11 protein-coding genes and 1 riboswitch are annotated in these 14,080 nt (G+C 66.7%); of the genes, 7 read left to right on the forward strand and 4 right to left on the reverse strand.

The window, feature by feature from the left end; translation table 11 throughout:
- The first annotated feature begins 92 nt into the window (after positions 1 to 92).
- The 5 genes from QN347_RS13435 to QN347_RS13455 all read left to right on the forward strand — a co-directional run bounded on the left by QN347_RS13435 (position 93) and on the right by QN347_RS13455 (position 5,352).
- Positions 93 to 254: a hypothetical protein gene (locus tag QN347_RS13435; RefSeq protein ID WP_323494057.1), complete on the forward strand. Its 162-nt coding sequence runs from the start codon at positions 93 to 95 to the stop codon at positions 252 to 254.
- A gap of 133 nt (positions 255 to 387) precedes the next feature.
- Complete coding sequence (locus QN347_RS13440) at positions 388 to 1,110, forward strand: SapC family protein (RefSeq protein ID WP_322161973.1); 723 nt, start codon at positions 388 to 390, stop codon at positions 1,108 to 1,110.
- Positions 1,107 to 2,087: a cupin-like domain-containing protein gene (locus QN347_RS13445; RefSeq protein ID WP_322161971.1), complete on the forward strand. Its 981-nt coding sequence runs from the start codon at positions 1,107 to 1,109 to the stop codon at positions 2,085 to 2,087. The genes QN347_RS13440 and QN347_RS13445 overlap by 4 nt, the downstream gene beginning before the upstream one ends.
- A complete protein-coding gene (locus QN347_RS13450; RefSeq protein ID WP_322161969.1) occupies positions 2,084 to 3,577 on the forward strand; it encodes a tryptophan halogenase family protein in 1,494 nt (497 codons plus the stop codon). Before QN347_RS13445 ends, QN347_RS13450 begins: the two co-directional genes overlap by 4 nt.
- A gap of 95 nt (positions 3,578 to 3,672) precedes the next feature.
- Complete coding sequence (locus QN347_RS13455; RefSeq protein WP_322161968.1) at positions 3,673 to 5,352, forward strand: FAD-dependent oxidoreductase; 1,680 nt, start codon at positions 3,673 to 3,675, stop codon at positions 5,350 to 5,352.
- Between the two features lie 128 nt (positions 5,353 to 5,480).
- Here QN347_RS13455 and QN347_RS13460 read toward each other — a convergent pair whose 3' ends face one another.
- The 3 genes from QN347_RS13460 to QN347_RS13470 are packed head-to-tail and all read right to left on the reverse strand — an operon-like array spanning position 5,481 to position 7,799.
- Positions 5,481 to 6,101 (reverse strand): glutathione S-transferase, encoded by a 621-nt coding sequence (locus QN347_RS13460; RefSeq protein ID WP_322161966.1) that lies wholly within the window; start codon positions 6,099 to 6,101, stop codon positions 5,481 to 5,483.
- A complete protein-coding gene (locus tag QN347_RS13465) occupies positions 6,098 to 6,478 on the reverse strand; it encodes a reverse transcriptase-like protein (protein ID WP_189676327.1) in 381 nt (126 codons plus the stop codon). The genes QN347_RS13460 and QN347_RS13465 overlap by 4 nt, the downstream gene beginning before the upstream one ends.
- Before the next feature lie 13 nt (positions 6,479 to 6,491).
- Complete coding sequence (locus tag QN347_RS13470; RefSeq protein ID WP_133191516.1) at positions 6,492 to 7,799, reverse strand: Hsp70 family protein; 1,308 nt, start codon at positions 7,797 to 7,799, stop codon at positions 6,492 to 6,494.
- A 396-nt stretch (positions 7,800 to 8,195) separates the two neighbouring features.
- Here QN347_RS13470 and QN347_RS13475 point away from each other — a divergent pair, with 396 nt between their 5' ends.
- A complete protein-coding gene (locus QN347_RS13475) occupies positions 8,196 to 10,877 on the forward strand; it encodes a TonB-dependent receptor (protein WP_189676329.1) in 2,682 nt (893 codons plus the stop codon).
- Between the two features lie 70 nt (positions 10,878 to 10,947).
- Here the strand turns inward: QN347_RS13475 and QN347_RS13480 are convergent, their stop codons facing one another.
- Positions 10,948 to 11,625 (reverse strand): response regulator transcription factor, encoded by a 678-nt coding sequence (locus tag QN347_RS13480; RefSeq protein ID WP_322161963.1) that lies wholly within the window; start codon positions 11,623 to 11,625, stop codon positions 10,948 to 10,950.
- A 128-nt stretch (positions 11,626 to 11,753) separates the two neighbouring features.
- Positions 11,754 to 11,942, forward strand: a riboswitch (cobalamin riboswitch).
- Between the two features lie 136 nt (positions 11,943 to 12,078).
- Between QN347_RS13480 and QN347_RS13485 the strand changes: the two genes are divergently transcribed.
- Positions 12,079 to 14,073 carry a TonB-dependent receptor plug domain-containing protein gene (locus QN347_RS13485; RefSeq protein WP_322161962.1) on the forward strand — a complete coding sequence of 665 codons (1,995 nt, stop codon included), beginning with the start codon at positions 12,079 to 12,081 and terminating at the stop codon, positions 14,071 to 14,073.
- Positions 14,074 to 14,080: the final 7 nt, after the last annotated feature.

The raw sequence follows: 14,080 nt of genomic DNA on the forward strand, positions 1-14,080 counted from the left end.
GCCCCTCGAGTTCCTCACGTTTCATAAACAGGATGAATCACGGACTGCCCGGTTTGACAAGGGGGTGGGTAATTACGTTCGGTCAGCTCGACATGAACATCAGCTATGATCTCAACAAGAAGATCGCGCTGTCGCTCGAGGCGATCAATCTGACCAATTCGAGCCTGCGCACCTATGGCCGGTCGGAAAACAACGTCTGGTTCGCACAGGAGCTGCAACGCCGCTTCCTGTTCGGCGCGCGCTATCGCTTCTAGCGCGTGAAGCCTGACCGGACGATGCTTGAGGGGGGAGCATCGTCCGGACAGTGCACGATACGACGCGATTTGTCGGCGCCGTGCTTGGCGCTCCCTCGATCGGCGATTATCACGGCTGCATGACCATCACAGTATGACCAACACCGTTCTTCTCGATACGATCGCGCATGCCGATCTGCGTGTTGCCATCGGCCATGCCGCGCGCTTCGGCGATGCGGTCAACCAATGCGTCGTCTTCCCGACCGAGTTCGAGGCGGCGCAGCGCGACTATCCGATCGTGTTTCGGCGCGATGCGGAGGGTTCCTTCTATGCCGTCGCCTTGCTCGGGCTCGACCGCGACGAGAATCTGTTCCTCGATCCGCGCGGCTGGGACGCGCGCCACATCCCCGCGCTCCACCAGCGCGGCCCCTTCCTGATCGGCATGGTCGACCGCGACGGCGTCAGCGAGCCCGAACCGATGCTCCACGTCGATCTCGACCACGCGCGCATCGGTGCAACCGATGGCCAGCCGGTCTTCCTGCCGCACGGCGGGCAGTCGCCGTATCTCGACCATATCGTCAAGGTGCTTCGCGTGATTCATGACGGGATCGCGATGCGCGCGCCGATGTTCGCCGCGTTCGAGCAAGCCGAGCTGATCGAGCCGGTCACGCTCGACATCGCGCTCGACGAAGAGACGCATTACAGCGTGCCCGATTGCTTCACGATCGGACCCGAGCGGCTCGCCCGGCTCGACGCCGCCGCGCTCGATGCGCTGCACCGCGCGGGGTTCCTCCAGCATGCGTTCCTCGTCGCGTCCTCGCTCGGCAATGTCACGCGGCTGATCGAGCTCAAGAACCGCAAGCGCCGCGCGGGATGACGCTGCCACTCCACCCCGCCACGCTGATCGCGCAGCAACGTCCGGTGGTGTTGCGCGCTTTGGTGCGCGATTGGCCGATCGTGCGCGCCGGGCTCGAAAGTCCCGCCGCCGCCGCTGCCTATCTCAAGCGTTTCGATCGCGGTGCGGCAGTCGTCGGCTATACCGGCGCGCCCGAGATCGGCGGCCGCTTCTTCTACGACGAGCGCGGCACGGGGATGAACTTCACCGCGTCGCGCGTCGCGCTCGACGCCTATGTCGACCGGATGCTGTCGACGCTCGACGCGCCCTATGCGCCGTCGCTGTATGTCGGCTCGACCGACCTCGACACCTATCTCCCGGGCTTCCGCGCCGAGAACGACCTCGCCGCCGATTTTGCAGGCGCGACGCCGCTCGCGAGCATCTGGATCGGCAACCGCACCACCGCGGCGACGCATTTCGACATGTCGAACAACATCGCCTGCTGCGTCGTCGGGCGTCGCCGCTTCACGCTGTTCCCGCCCGCGCAGATCGCCAACCTCTATCCCGGCTCGCTCGAGCCGACGCCCGGTGGCCAGGTCGTCAGCATGGTCGACGCGCGTGCACCCGATTTGGCACGCTATCCACGCTTCGCCGAAGCGCTCGCCAGCGCGGAGGTGTTCGATCTCGAGCCGGGCGACGTGCTCGTCTATCCGGCCTTGTGGTGGCACAATGTCGAGGCGCTCGACGGCTTCAACGTGCTCGTCAATTATTGGTGGAACAACGCGCCGCGCTTCCTCGACAGCCCGATGAACACCATCCTCCACGGCTTGCTGAGCTTGCGCGACCGGCCCGATACCGAAAAGCAGGCGTGGCGCGCGCTGTTCGATTACTATGTGTTCGGCCCGGCCGATCTCCCCGCCGCGCATCTGCCCGAGCCGATGCACGGGGCGCTCGCGCCACTGACCGATCTCACCGCGCGACGGCTGCGCGCGCAGCTTCTGCAAAGGCTCAACCGATGACCGCAGCCCCCTCGCCCGACCAGACGATCAAGCGCGTCGTCGTCGCAGGCGGCGGCACCGCGGGCTGGATCGCGGCGGCGGCGCTGGCGAAACATCTCGGGCCGTTGCTCGAGATCGTGCTGGTCGAATCCGACGAGATCGGCACGGTCGGTGTCGGCGAAGCGACGATCCCGACGATCCGCACCTTCCACCGCTTGCTCGAACTCGACGAGCGCGAATTTCTGCGCGCGACACAGGCGACCTTCAAGCTCGGCATCGCGTTCGAGAATTGGGCGCGCGACGGCGATCGCTACATCCATTCGTTCGGGCGCGTCGGCCAGTCGATCTGGATGGGCGACTTCCAGCATATGTGGCTGCGCGGCCGCGCGGCGGGGATCGCCGACGAGCTCGGCGCCTATTGCTTCGAGCTTGCCGCCGCCGAAGCGGGCAAGTTCGCCACCGCCGACGACGCCAAGATCAACTACGCCTATCATTTCGACGCCGGCCTCTACGCGCGCTACCTCCGCGACTTCAGCGAGAAGCGCGGTGTCACGCGGATCGAGGGCAAGATCGGCGGTGTCGTGCAGAACGCCGAGAGCGGGTTCATCGAAGCGCTCGAGCTCGACGACGGACGCCGTATCGACGGCGATCTGTTCGTCGATTGCTCGGGCTTTCGCGGGCTGCTGATCGAGCAGACGCTCAACGCCGGCTATGAGGATTGGAGCCACTGGCTGCCGACCAACCGCGCGCTCGCGGTACAGACCAAAGCCGTCGCGCCGCCCCGACCCTACACACGCGCCATTGCGCACGAGGCGGGCTGGCAGTGGCAGATCCCGCTCCAGCACCGCGTCGGCAACGGGCTGGTCTATTGCAGCGAGTATCTGTCGGACGACGCCGCGCGCGAGAAACTGCTCGCGCAGGTCGACGACGAGACGATCACCGAGCCGCGGACGATCCGCTATGTCACCGGGCGGCGCAAGCGCGTGTGGGACAAGAACTGCGTCGCGCTGGGGCTCGCCAGCGGTTTTGTCGAACCGCTCGAATCGACCAGCATCCATCTCATCATGATCGGCATCACGCGGCTGATCCAATCCTTTCCCTTTGCCGGGATCAAGGATTCGGTCGTGCGGCGCTACAACGATCTGGCGGAGACCGAACTCGAGCGCGTGCGCGACTTCATTATCTTGCATTATCATCTGAACGAACGGCGCGAGCCGTTCTGGCAGCGCTGTGCGACGATGGAGATCCCCGATACGCTCGCGCAGCGGATCGCGCTGTTCGCCGAATCCGCGCTCACGCCGCAGACCTCCGACGATCTGTTCCAGGCGGATTCGTGGTTGCAAGTGATGCTCGGCCAGCGGCTCGAGCCCGGCGGCTATCACCATATGGGGCATGTGCTGAGCGACGTGCATCTCGCGCGCGCCTTTGCCGATCTCAAGGGCAATATCGCAGGGGCAGTCGGCCGGATGCCGACGCATCAGGCGTTTCTCGACAGCTACTGCGCACGCTGAGCGCAAGCGCCGTCGCGAGGCGACGGTTCGAGCTCAAGCAGCGCCAACTGTGCTAAAGGCGTGCGCATTGGCACACTTCGAACAGGGGCTTTCGCATGAGCACGATCGACACGCGTCAGGCACAGGCCTTCCCGGTGCTCACCCCGGCGCAAGTCGAAACCGCGTCGCGCTTCGCCAGCGGCCCGGCGCAAAGCTTCGCGCCCGGCTCGCCGATCTTCGCGATCGGCGACGAGCATGCCCCGACCTGGCTCGTCCTCAGCGGCGGGATCGCGGTGCACCGCCGCGACGGGTTGAGCGATGAAGCGCCTGTCACGGTCCACGGCCCCGGCCAGTTCAGCGGCGAAGTCAGCCAGCTTGCCGGACGCCCATCGCTCGCTGGCGGCACGGCGGGCGATGCGGGATGCACCGCGCTGCCGTTCGATTCGGCGCATCTGCGCGCGCTGATGGTCGGATCGGCCGATGTCGGCGAGGTCGTGATGCGCGCGCTGATCCTGCGCCGCGTCGGCTTGATCGAGGCGGGCGGATCGGGCTCGGTGCTGATCGGCAACCCCGACGGCAAGGCGCTGCTCGCGCTGCAGGGCTTTCTGACGCGCAGCGGCTATCCCAACCTCGTGCTCGATGCCGCGGTCGACGGCGAAGGCCACGACGTGGTCGAACGGCTCGGCGTGCTTCCTGGCGAACTGCCGCTGCTGGTCTGCCCCAACGGCACCGTGCTGCGCAATCCGAGCACGAGCGAAGTCGCGGCCTGTCTCGGCATGGTCACCGAGCTCGACCCGGCCAAGGTCTATGACGTCGCGATCGTCGGCGCTGGGCCGGCTGGCCTCGCCGCCTCGGTCTATGCCGCGTCCGAGGGGCTCGGCGTGATCGTGCTCGACGAAGTGGCGATGGGCGGCCAGGCGGGCCAGTCGAACCGGATCGAGAATTACCTTGGCTTCCCGACCGGCATTTCGGGCCAAGCGCTGGCCGGTCGCGCGTTCAACCAGGCGCTCAAGTTCGGCGCCGAGGTTGCGATCCCGCTGTGCGCCGAGCGGCTCGATTGCGCCGTCGAGGAACGAAGCGCGCCTCTGTCGCTCCACTTGTCCGAGGGCCGACAGCTGCGCACGCGCACCGTGGTGATCGCCTCGGGCGCGCGCTACCGTCGCCCCGACGTGCCCGATCTCGCCAAGTTCGAGGGGGCGGGCATCTCCTATTGGGCGTCGCCGATCGAGGCCAAATTGTGCGCGGGCGAGCAGGTCGCGCTGGTCGGCGGCGGCAATTCGGCGGGGCAGGCGGTGGTGTTCCTCGCGCCGCACGTCGCGCGGCTGCATCTCATCGTGCGGCGGCCGCTCGAGGCGACGATGTCGCGCTATCTGATCGATCGGATCGCCGCGCTCCCCAATGTCGAGCTGCATGTCGGCAGCGAGATCGTCGCGCTCGATGGCGATGCGCAGGGTGCACTCGCCGGCGCGAGCTTCCGCAACCGGGCGGATGGCGCGCAATCGCACTGCGAGATGCGGCATCTGTTCCTGTTCATCGGGGCCGATCCCAATACGGCATGGCTCGACGGCTGCGTCGCGACCGATGCCAAGCGCTTCGTGCTGACCGGCGACGATTTCATCGACGACGCCAAGGGCTATGGCCGCGCCGCGCTGCCGCTGGAGACGAGCCGGCCGGGGGTGTTCGCGATCGGCGACGTCCGCGCGGGCTCGACCAAGCGCGTCGCCGCCGCGGTCGGTGAAGGCGCGGCGGTGGTGGCGCAGATTCATACCGCGCTGGCGCATCTGGCGCAGGCATAGGCTCCGATCCTCCCCGGCACGGGGAGGTGCTGACGGAGGGGGCTGGCCGCAAGCGCTCCGCCCGCGGCGAGCCCCCTCCACCGTTCGCCGAAGGCTCACGGTCCCCCTCCCCGTGCCGGGGAGGATAATTACGCGTTCACGACCAGCGGCGGGTCGCCGGGCGTCCAGGGGGCGAAACGCAGCATCGCCTGCGCGAACAGAGGCGACGCGACATGGCGTGCGAGCCACGCCTGCACCCGCGCGATCGGCTGCGCGGCGAACCCGTCAGGGTCGACCGCCGCGAACTGCCGGACGAACGGGAAGATCGCCATGTCGCTCAGCCCGCGCTGCGCCCCGCACAGATTCGCGCTGTCCGACAGTCGCGCTTCGAGCAGCCCGAGCATCGCCACACCGGTGTCGCGATGCACGATCGGATCGGCGCCGTGGCGTTCGGCATATTTGTAGCGGTCGAGATGGTGCTTGAACTGCGCGTCGAACGTCTCGACCAGCGCCGCGTCATACCCCGCCAGCCAGCCTTCTGGATCGTTCCGCCCGAGCGCCCACAGCATGATCTCGAGGCTCTCGTCGATCACGCGCCCGTCGGCGCACACCAATACCGGCACCGTCCCCTTCGGCGACGCCGCCAGCATCGCTGCGGGCTTGTCGCGCAGCACGATCTCGCGAAGCTCGAACGGCTCCCCGCTCGCCAGCAACGCCAGCCGCGCCCGCATCGCATAGGGGCAGCGGCGGAAGCTGTAGAGCAGCGTCACCGCGCCCGCGCGCGCTCCAGCGCGATCCCGGCAAGGTTCTGCGTACGCTTGATGTAGCGCAGATTGGGCATCGCGCCGTCGGCGAACAGCGCGCGGAACGCCGCGAGATGCGGGACGCTGTCGCCGCGGCACTTGGTGCGGCCATTGGCCATGTCGATCACCGCGACCGAATCGCCGAGCAAGACGAAGTCGGTGAGGCCAAGCGCCTGTGCCCCCTTCAGCGCCGCGATCAGCGCGAGCCATTCCGAATCCATGCTCGAGCCTATGCCCGCGTCGAGCTCGGCATGCGCCACGCCGGCGATGACATAGGCATATTCCATCTTGCCCGGATTGGGGCGGCAACCGCCGTCGAAATAGACTTTTACCCGGTCGGTCATCGTAGCATCCTTTTCATGCCGCCCACGCGGCCAGATCATCCTGCTGCCCGATCAAGGCCAGCCCGTGCGCGATCGAGGTCAGTTCACCGCCCGTCGCGATCCGCTCCGCGCCGAAGCGTTCGTCGAACAGCCGACGAATGCGCGGGGTGAGCGAGGTACCGCCGGTCAGGAAGACGCGGTCGATTGCGCTCGCCGGCGTTGCCGCCGTCGCCAGCGCGCGGTCGACCGCGTCGCCGATCCGCGCGATGTCGGGCGCGATCCACGTCTCGAACTCGGCGCGCGTGACATCGGCCTCGACCGTCAGCCCCGCACCGGCAAAGTGGAAATGCGCGTCCTCGCTGCTCGACAGCGCGCGCTTCACTTGCCCGACCGCGTCGTACAGCTGATAGCCGAGCTCCTGCTCGATCACCGCGATCATCCGCGTGATCGCATCCGGCTCGACCGCGTTGCGGCGCAATTTGTCGAGTTCGGCGAGCGTGCGGCGATTGCGCATCAGCGCGAGCCGCGACCAGTCGCTGAAATCGTTGAAATAGCCCCCCGGAATATCGAGCACCTTGCCCATCGAGCGATACGACCCGCCCTTGCCGAGCAACGGCATGACGAGATGGTCGACGATCCGGTAGTCGAAGCGGTCGCCCGCGATCCCGACGCCCGCCGCCCCAAGCGGGGTACAGCGCCGCGCCGCGCCCGGCGCTGCGATGTGGACCACCGAGAAATCGCTCGTCCCGCCGCCGAAATCGGCGACGAGGATCGTGGCCGGGTCGCTGATCCGCGACGCATAGCTGAACGCCGCGCCGATCGGCTCATAGACATAGTGAATCTCGGCACCGAGCCCGGCGAACATCGCGTCGTAGCGCGTCCGCGCGAGCGTCTCGTTCGGGCGGCTGCCCGCGAACTCGACCGGCCGTCCCACGACGACGCGCGCCGCCTGCCCGTCGAGCGCACCGCCGGCGCGTGCAGCGAGCTTGGCGAGGAACAACTGGCCGAGCTCCTCGAAGCGCAAGCGGCGTTCGAAGACGTTGGCGAATTCGAAGCTCGCGCTCGCCACCACCGACTTGAACGATTGCAGGAAGCGGCTGTCCTGCGGGAATTCGAGATATTCGCGGATCGCCCATGGCCCGGCATCGGCGGCGAGCCCGCTCGGCACGCCGGGATGGCGCCCGTCGTCTTCCCAGAAGCACAAGGCCGAGCGGAAGACGGGGTCGCGCGCGTCGGGCGCATCGAGCGCGACAAGTTCGGCAGCATTATCCCGCGATAGCGCGACCACCGAGTTGGTGGTGCCAAAATCGAGGCCGATCGCGGTGGGGGAAGATATGGACATGACGCGAGGCGCTCTAGTCGCAAAGTCCGGGCGGCGCAAAACTCCCGCAAGAGGTGCGACTCGCACAGATCAGACATCAGCAACGTCCATGCGCACGCGAGAGCAGCGCATGACAAGACGCCGCTGTGTGACAAGTTAGCCGCACTTGGGTAAATACGTAAATAATCGTTTCCCGAAAGGCGCGCGTAAGATCCGGTACAGTGGCGCGCTTGCGCCGCATTTTACGCGACGTAACGATCCCGCGCGGCGGCGCCATCGATCGAAGCGCGGTTTATGACGTGAAAATGATATTTTGGTAATACCCCGGTTGCAGCGAATGTAACATTCCTGACCCAATCGAGCGCTAGCCGAGCCGGACCGGGGCTAAACGGCCCGACTGGTTCAGGGGATATCACAATGATCGTTCGTTCGGGCTTCCGCCTGCAGCTGCTCATGGGCGGCGCGCTAATCGCTCTCACCGCTTCGCCAGCCCTGGCGCAGACCGCTCCGGCCACCGACGCCGCGGCCACCGCACCGGTTGCCGACACGCAGGCGACGACGCCCGCCGCAGCTCCCGAAGAGCAGGGCGCCGGCATCGGCGACATCGTCGTCACCGCGACCCGTCGTGAAACCAACCTGCAGAAGACGCCGATCTCGATCAGCGTGCTCAGCGCACAGGGCATTGCCGATCGCCACGTGCTCAGCCTGTTCAACCTCGCCGACGGCTCGATCCCGTCGCTCCGCGTCGCGACCTTCGAAGCGCGCCAGTCGGCGCTGACGATCGGTATCCGCGGTATCGTCCCCTACGATCAGAACCAGACCGCGCGCGACGGCGGCGTCGGCGTCTATATCGACGGCGTCGCGCTGGGTAAGACCCAGGGCCTGAACGCTGCGCTGTTCGACATCGAGCGCATCGAAGTGCTGAAGGGTCCGCAGGGCACGCTGTTCGGCCGCAACACCGAAGGCGGCGCGCTGTCGCTCGTCTCGAAGGCCCCGACCGGCGTGTTCGACGCGCGCGTCACCGCTGGCATCGGCAATTACGGCGCCCGCAACACCGACCTGCACCTCGACCTGCCGAGCTTCTACAACATCTCGCTCAAGTTCGACGGCGTGTATCAGCATCAGGATCCGACGGTGAAGAACCGGCTCCAGGGTGCGACCGGCTGGAACTATTACGACCGCAAGGGCGGCCGCGTCGCAGCCCGCTGGCAGCCGATCGACGGCTTCACCGCTGACCTCGCTTATGATTATGCGAAGGACGAGAACAGCCCGAACTTCAGCCAGCTGCTCAACTACAACCCCGGCAAATATGCGGTCGGCTCCTACACCAACGGCGCGACCGGCGTCCTTGGCACCTCGCTGTTCGTGCCCGGCACCGGCACCGCTTGCGGCGGCACGATCACCGCAGCGCAGTCGGCGGCCGGGCGCCCGATCTGCGTCGCGCCCAAGGCGCCGCTCGTCGGCGTCCATCCCGAGCGCCAGTACATCTCCGATGTCGGCGTCCCGCAGCAGCCGAGCGTCGACATCACGCACGGTTTCTCGGCCAATCTGAAGTACAAGCTCGCACCGTGGATCGAGCTGCGCTCGATCACCGCATGGCGCGGCGTCAAGACCGATCAGTGGGACAACTCCGGCGGCCCAGAGCGCAGCTCGTTCTCGCCGTTCGTCGTCAACACCGCGAACCCGACCGCGATCAACACGACCGGCACGTTCAGCCGCTACAGCCTCTCGTTCCTCAAGCAGAACCAGTTCAGCCAGGAATTCCAGGCGGTCGGCAGCGTACCGCAGTTCGACTATGTCGTCGGCGCGTATTACTACACCGAACAGGCGAGCGAATATGCCGCCACCCCACTGACCAACCAGTGGAACGCCGATGGCACCGCCTATACGATCCGCAGCCCGATCCCGGGCAATTCGAGCGCGATCACGGGGGCGAACTCGGGCCTTCAGCGCTATGATGCATCGTGCAACAACACGCTGGCGGCCACTGCACCGCAATTCGCCAACAGCTGCCAGTTCATCACGCGCGCCAGCGCCGCGACCGACCACAACTATTCGGTGTTCGGCAATCTGACCTTCTCGCCCGAGGCGCTCGGCAACGTGCTGCACATCACGGCAGGCGGTCGCTGGACCAAGGACGACCGTCACGGCAGCCTCTACGTCATCAACAACCGTACCGATCTTGCCGGTGCGACCGGCGTCGTTGCACCGTTCGGCTTCAAGAACAGCATCAGCCGCTTCGACCCGATGTTCAACATCGCGTTCGACGCGACGCGCGACATCCACTTCTACGCAAAATATGCGACCGGCTTCCGCGCCGGTGGTGCGAACGACCGCTCGCTGCAGTTCAACGCCTTCGGTCCGGAAGCGGTCAAGTCGTACGAAATCGGCGCCAAGGCCGACTTCTGGGATCACCGCGCGCGCCTCAACGTCGCGGGCTACATCATGGATCGTAGCAACACGCAGTTCGACTTCGACTATTTCGACACCAACGGCTCGAGCCCGACCAACGGCGCGCATATCGAGCAGACCACCAATGCCGGCAAATCGAAGATCCGCGGCGTCGAGATCGACCTGACGGTGAAGCCGATCCCGCAGCTGACGCTGACCGGTTCGTATGCCTACACCTATTGGAAGGCACCTTCGGCCGTGAACCCGCTGACGCCGGGTGCGCCGCCGCAGCAGCTCTACATCGTCTACACGCCGAAGAATGCGGCCTCCGCCGCGCTCGACTATGTGCTTCCGGTGAATATCGGGGATGCCAGCGTCCGTCTTCACCTCGACGGCAACTATTCGAGCAGCCAGTACAGCTTCCAGCTCGAGAGCACCAAGACCGACGCCAGCTTCGTGATGAACGGGCGCCTCGCGCTCGCCGACATCGCGGTGAACGACCATAACAAGGTCACCGTCTCGGTCTGGGCGCGCAACCTGCTCGACACGACCTACGTCTATCGTCGCTCGTCGGCGAACTCGACGCCGGTGCAGAACTACAGCGCGACCGGTGCGCTGATTTCGACCGCATACGGCGGCATCCTCGGCGACTATGGCAATTTCAACGCGCCGCGCACCTACGGCTTCGAACTCTCCGCCAAGTTCTGATCACTCGGCACTAGGCGGGAAGACCCGGTCCGAGCATTGCTCGGGCCGGGTTTTTCTTTGCCTGCGCGGTTCAACCGTGGTCGACCAGCATATAGCCGACGCCGCGGATCGTCTCGATCGGGTCTGGCTCGCCGGCAGCATTCAAATGCCCGCGCAAGCGCCGGATGTAGGATTCGACGACATTGGTCGCGGGTTCGCCGTCGTAGCGCCACACGTTGCGATAGAACATCGCGCGCGTGACGATCGCATTCTTGTTGCGGATCAGCTCGCACAGCATCTGGAACTCGAGCTTGGGCAAAGCCAGCACACGCCCGCCGCGTTGTGCGCGATACTTGATTTCGTTCACTTCGATGTCGCCCGCACGCATCACGCCGTGCCCCCCGCTGCGCGTCGCTCGCCGCAGGATCGCGCGCAACCGCGCCTCGATCTCGACCGCGGCGATCGGCTTGACGAGATAGTCGTCGGCGCCGGCATCGAGCCCGGCGAGCCGGTCGGGCAAATCGCCATGCACGCTCAGCAGCACGATCGGCAGATCGAGCCCGCGCTCGCGCAGCGTACGCGTGATCTCGACCCCGCCGACATAGGGCAGCACCAGTTCGAGCAGCACCGCGTCGAACGTTTCCTGCGTCGCCCGTGCGAGCGCGGTCCGGCCATCGCCGACGATCACGACCTCGTGCGACAGCGCGCCGAGATCGCTCGCGAGCTGGCGCGGCGCGCGCGCATCGTCATCGGCAATCAGGAGACGCACCGCTAGACTCCCGCTCGAGGGTTCGTTTCTGCCCAGCGACCATAACCGAACCGCGCCGCATTGCACGGGCGGCGTAGCGCGACCGCGCGAGCTGATCCAGATGATTGACCCGTTTCCGTCCCCCCGCTACGCGCCTTCCTGCGACAGGTTCCCCGGCGACGGGGATGAAAAGGGAACGGGAAAACCCCGGCTGCCCCTGCAACTGTAAGCGGCGAGTTGCCCGGCCATTTGCCATTGAGACCTTCGGGTCCTGAGAAGGCGGCCGGAACGACGGTGACCCGTGAGCCAGGAGACCTGCCCGTCGCAGTCGTCTTTCGACCGGCCAGGGTGCGCCGAGCGAACGGGGAAGACCCCGCGTGACGACATCGCCGACCTGCATCGTGCAGGCGGGATGGTTCGCGCCCTCCCCCTTGCGCGCTTCAGGTCTCCGACTGTCTACAAGCGGGGACTGCCATGAAACGATTCCACCCATCGACCTCGGGCCTGCTACTCGGCCTGCTGATCGCGACGCCGGCCTTCGCCGACACGCCGCCACGCCCCGACGATGCCCAGCAAGCGCCACGCCCCGATGCGGCGAGCGACATTCCGACCGACGCGAGCGCCGACATCGTCGTTACGGCGACACGCGTGCCGACCGCGATCGACCGCGTCGCAGCTTCGGTCACCGTGCTCGACAAGGCCGCGATCGACCGCAGCCAGGACATCGGCGTCACCGAAATCCTGGTCCGCACGCCCGGCGTCAGCATGTCGCGCAACGGCGGCTATGGTACCAATACCTCGCTGCGCATCCGCGGCGCCGAGACCGACCAGACCGTCGTCGTCATCGACGGGGTCAAGCTCAACGATCCCTCGTCGCCCGGCGGCGGCTACAATTTCGCCAACCTCTTCACCGGCGACGCGAGCCGGATCGAAGTGCTGCGCGGGCCGCAATCGATCCTGTGGGGCAGCCAGGCGATCGGCGGCGTCGTCAACATCGTCACCGCGCTGCCGCAAAAGCCGATCGAGGGGAGCTTCGACGTCGAGGCCGGATCGCGCGAGACGGTCAACGCGCGCGCAGCGATCGGCGGCAAGACCGGGCCGCTGACCTTCCGCATCGGCGCGCAGAGCTTCACCACCGCCGGCATCTCCGCCATCGCGCCGGCGTTCGGCGGCACCGAGACCGACGGCTATACCAACCAGAGCGTCACCGGACGCGCCGAACTCAAGCTCGCCGACGGGATCAGCGCCGACGTCCGCGGCTATTATGCGCGCGGCCGCGTCGAGCTCGATGGCTTTGCCGGCGATTCGGCGGACTTTTCGGTCGATACGCAATTCGTCGGCTATGCCGGGCTCAACGTCGATCTGTTCGGCGGGCGGCTGCGCAATCGCGTCGCCTATGGCTATACCGATATCCAGCGTGACAATTACAGCCCCGAGCTGCCGCAACCGCTGACCTTCGACGCGAACGGCCGCAACTCGCGGCTCGAATATCAAGGCAGCCTCGGCATCGCGACCGGCTGGGACGCGGTGTTCGGCGTCGAACACGAGGTTTCGCGCTTCCGCACCGTGTCGCCCGACGGCACGCTCGGCACGCCGATCCCGGCGCCCGACCGGGCACGCGCCGCACTGACCGGCGTCTATGCCAAGCTCACCGCGACGGTGGCCGACGGGCTGACGCTCAGCGGCGGGGTGCGCAACGACGATCATAGCCGCTTCGGCAGCAAGACGCTGTTCGAGGCGGGCGCGGTGTGGGCGCTGCGCAGCGGCACGACGCTGCGCGCGAGCTATGGCGAGGGCTTCAAGGCGCCAACGCTGTACCAGCTCTTCTCCGAATACGGGAACCAGACGCTCCGGCCCGAACAGGCCAAGGGCTGGGAAGCCGGCGTCGAACAGCGGCTGCTGGGTGGCGCACTGACGCTCGGCGGCAGCTATTTCGAGCGCCGCTCGACCAACCTGATCAATTTTGCCAGCTGCCCTGACGTTCCGACGACGGCGGTGTGCTTCCAGCCCGGCACGACGATTGCGCGCTTTGGCTATTACGCCAACGTGTCGCGCGCCTTCGCCCGCGGCGTCGAGGCGCAAGGCGCGCTGCGGCTCGGGCAGCGCCTGCTGATCGACGGCAATTACACCTATTCGCTCTCGGAAGACCGGTCACTGGGCGCGACCGATGGCCTGCAGCTCGCACGGCGCCCGCGCAATGCGGCGAACGGATCGGCGACCTATACGCTGCCGAGCGGTATTTCGGGCGGCGTTGCGGTCCGCTGGTCGGGCGAAACCTTCAACGACGCGGCGCACTTCACGCGGCTTGCCCCCTACACGCTGGTCGATTTGCGTGCCGAGCTGCCGGTCACCCAGCATGTCGCGCTGTTCGGGCGGATCGAGAACCTGTTCAATGCGCAGTATCAGACGATCTATCGCTACGGCACGCTTGGCCGCAGCGTCTATGCCGGCTTCCGTGGCCGGTTTTGAGGGGGAG

The sequence above is a fragment of the Sphingomonas sp. 10B4 genome, assembly GCF_035019905.1.
Classification (GTDB): domain Bacteria; phylum Pseudomonadota; class Alphaproteobacteria; order Sphingomonadales; family Sphingomonadaceae; genus Sphingomonas; species Sphingomonas glacialis.

Coding starts and splice junctions, on each gene's coding strand:
- QN347_RS13435 (WP_323494057.1), top strand. CDS start 93: ATGAACATCAGCTATGATCTCAACAAGAAGATCGCGCTGTCGCTCGAG.
- QN347_RS13440 (WP_322161973.1), top strand. CDS start 388: ATGACCAACACCGTTCTTCTCGATACGATCGCGCATGCCGATCTGCGT.
- QN347_RS13445 (WP_322161971.1), top strand. CDS start 1,107: ATGACGCTGCCACTCCACCCCGCCACGCTGATCGCGCAGCAACGTCCG.
- QN347_RS13450 (WP_322161969.1), top strand. CDS start 2,084: ATGACCGCAGCCCCCTCGCCCGACCAGACGATCAAGCGCGTCGTCGTC.
- QN347_RS13455 (WP_322161968.1), top strand. CDS start 3,673: ATGAGCACGATCGACACGCGTCAGGCACAGGCCTTCCCGGTGCTCACC.
- QN347_RS13465 (WP_189676327.1), bottom strand. CDS start 6,478: ATGACCGACCGGGTAAAAGTCTATTTCGACGGCGGTTGCCGCCCCAAT.
- QN347_RS13470 (WP_133191516.1), bottom strand. CDS start 7,799: ATGTCCATATCTTCCCCCACCGCGATCGGCCTCGATTTTGGCACCACC.
- QN347_RS13475 (WP_189676329.1), top strand. CDS start 8,196: ATGATCGTTCGTTCGGGCTTCCGCCTGCAGCTGCTCATGGGCGGCGCG.
- QN347_RS13485 (WP_322161962.1), top strand. CDS start 12,079: ATGAAACGATTCCACCCATCGACCTCGGGCCTGCTACTCGGCCTGCTG.